The sequence below is a fragment of the Cobetia sp. MMG027 genome (assembly GCF_027947415.1).
GTDB classification, from domain to species: Bacteria; Pseudomonadota; Gammaproteobacteria; order Pseudomonadales; family Halomonadaceae; genus Cobetia; species Cobetia marina.
Window position 1 is genome coordinate 1 of sequence record NZ_JAQJIO010000037.1, and the last position, 413, is coordinate 413.

General features: G+C 58.1%; 1 protein-coding gene. It reads right to left on the minus strand.

The genetic code is table 11. From position 1 onward, the window contains the following. A partial coding sequence (locus PJK54_RS17760) for a DDE-type integrase/transposase/recombinase (protein ID WP_271303520.1) occupies window positions 1-413 on the minus strand: 413 nt, incomplete at both ends.

Sequence of the window (413 nt, forward strand, 5' to 3'; positions counted from 1 at the left end):
GGACGGATGAGCCGGTGTTCGACATGATGCTGTGCACAGGCCTTGTCGAAAAGATGGCTTCCTGTCGGCTTACGCTCACCGCCCGACGTGAAACGATCGGTGAAGCACTTTCCATTGTCTGTCAGCACCTTCTGAACCTTGAACGGTGCCTTGTCGATAACGCGATGGAAGAACCCCTCTGCGTCTTTCGCTGACTGGCTGGAGCGCACCTCAAGATAGACCCAGCGCGTGGCGCGGTCGATGGCCACGAACAGGTACCGCCGCTGGGTCTCATCGGGCATCTGTGGCAGGTACTTGATGTCGATATGCAGGTAGCCTGGCTCGTAGTCCCGAAATGCCTTGGGAGCCTGCTTGTTGTCCTCTTGGTCCTGGCGTGCCAGTTCGGCAAGTGTCGGCACCTGCCGTCTTTTCAA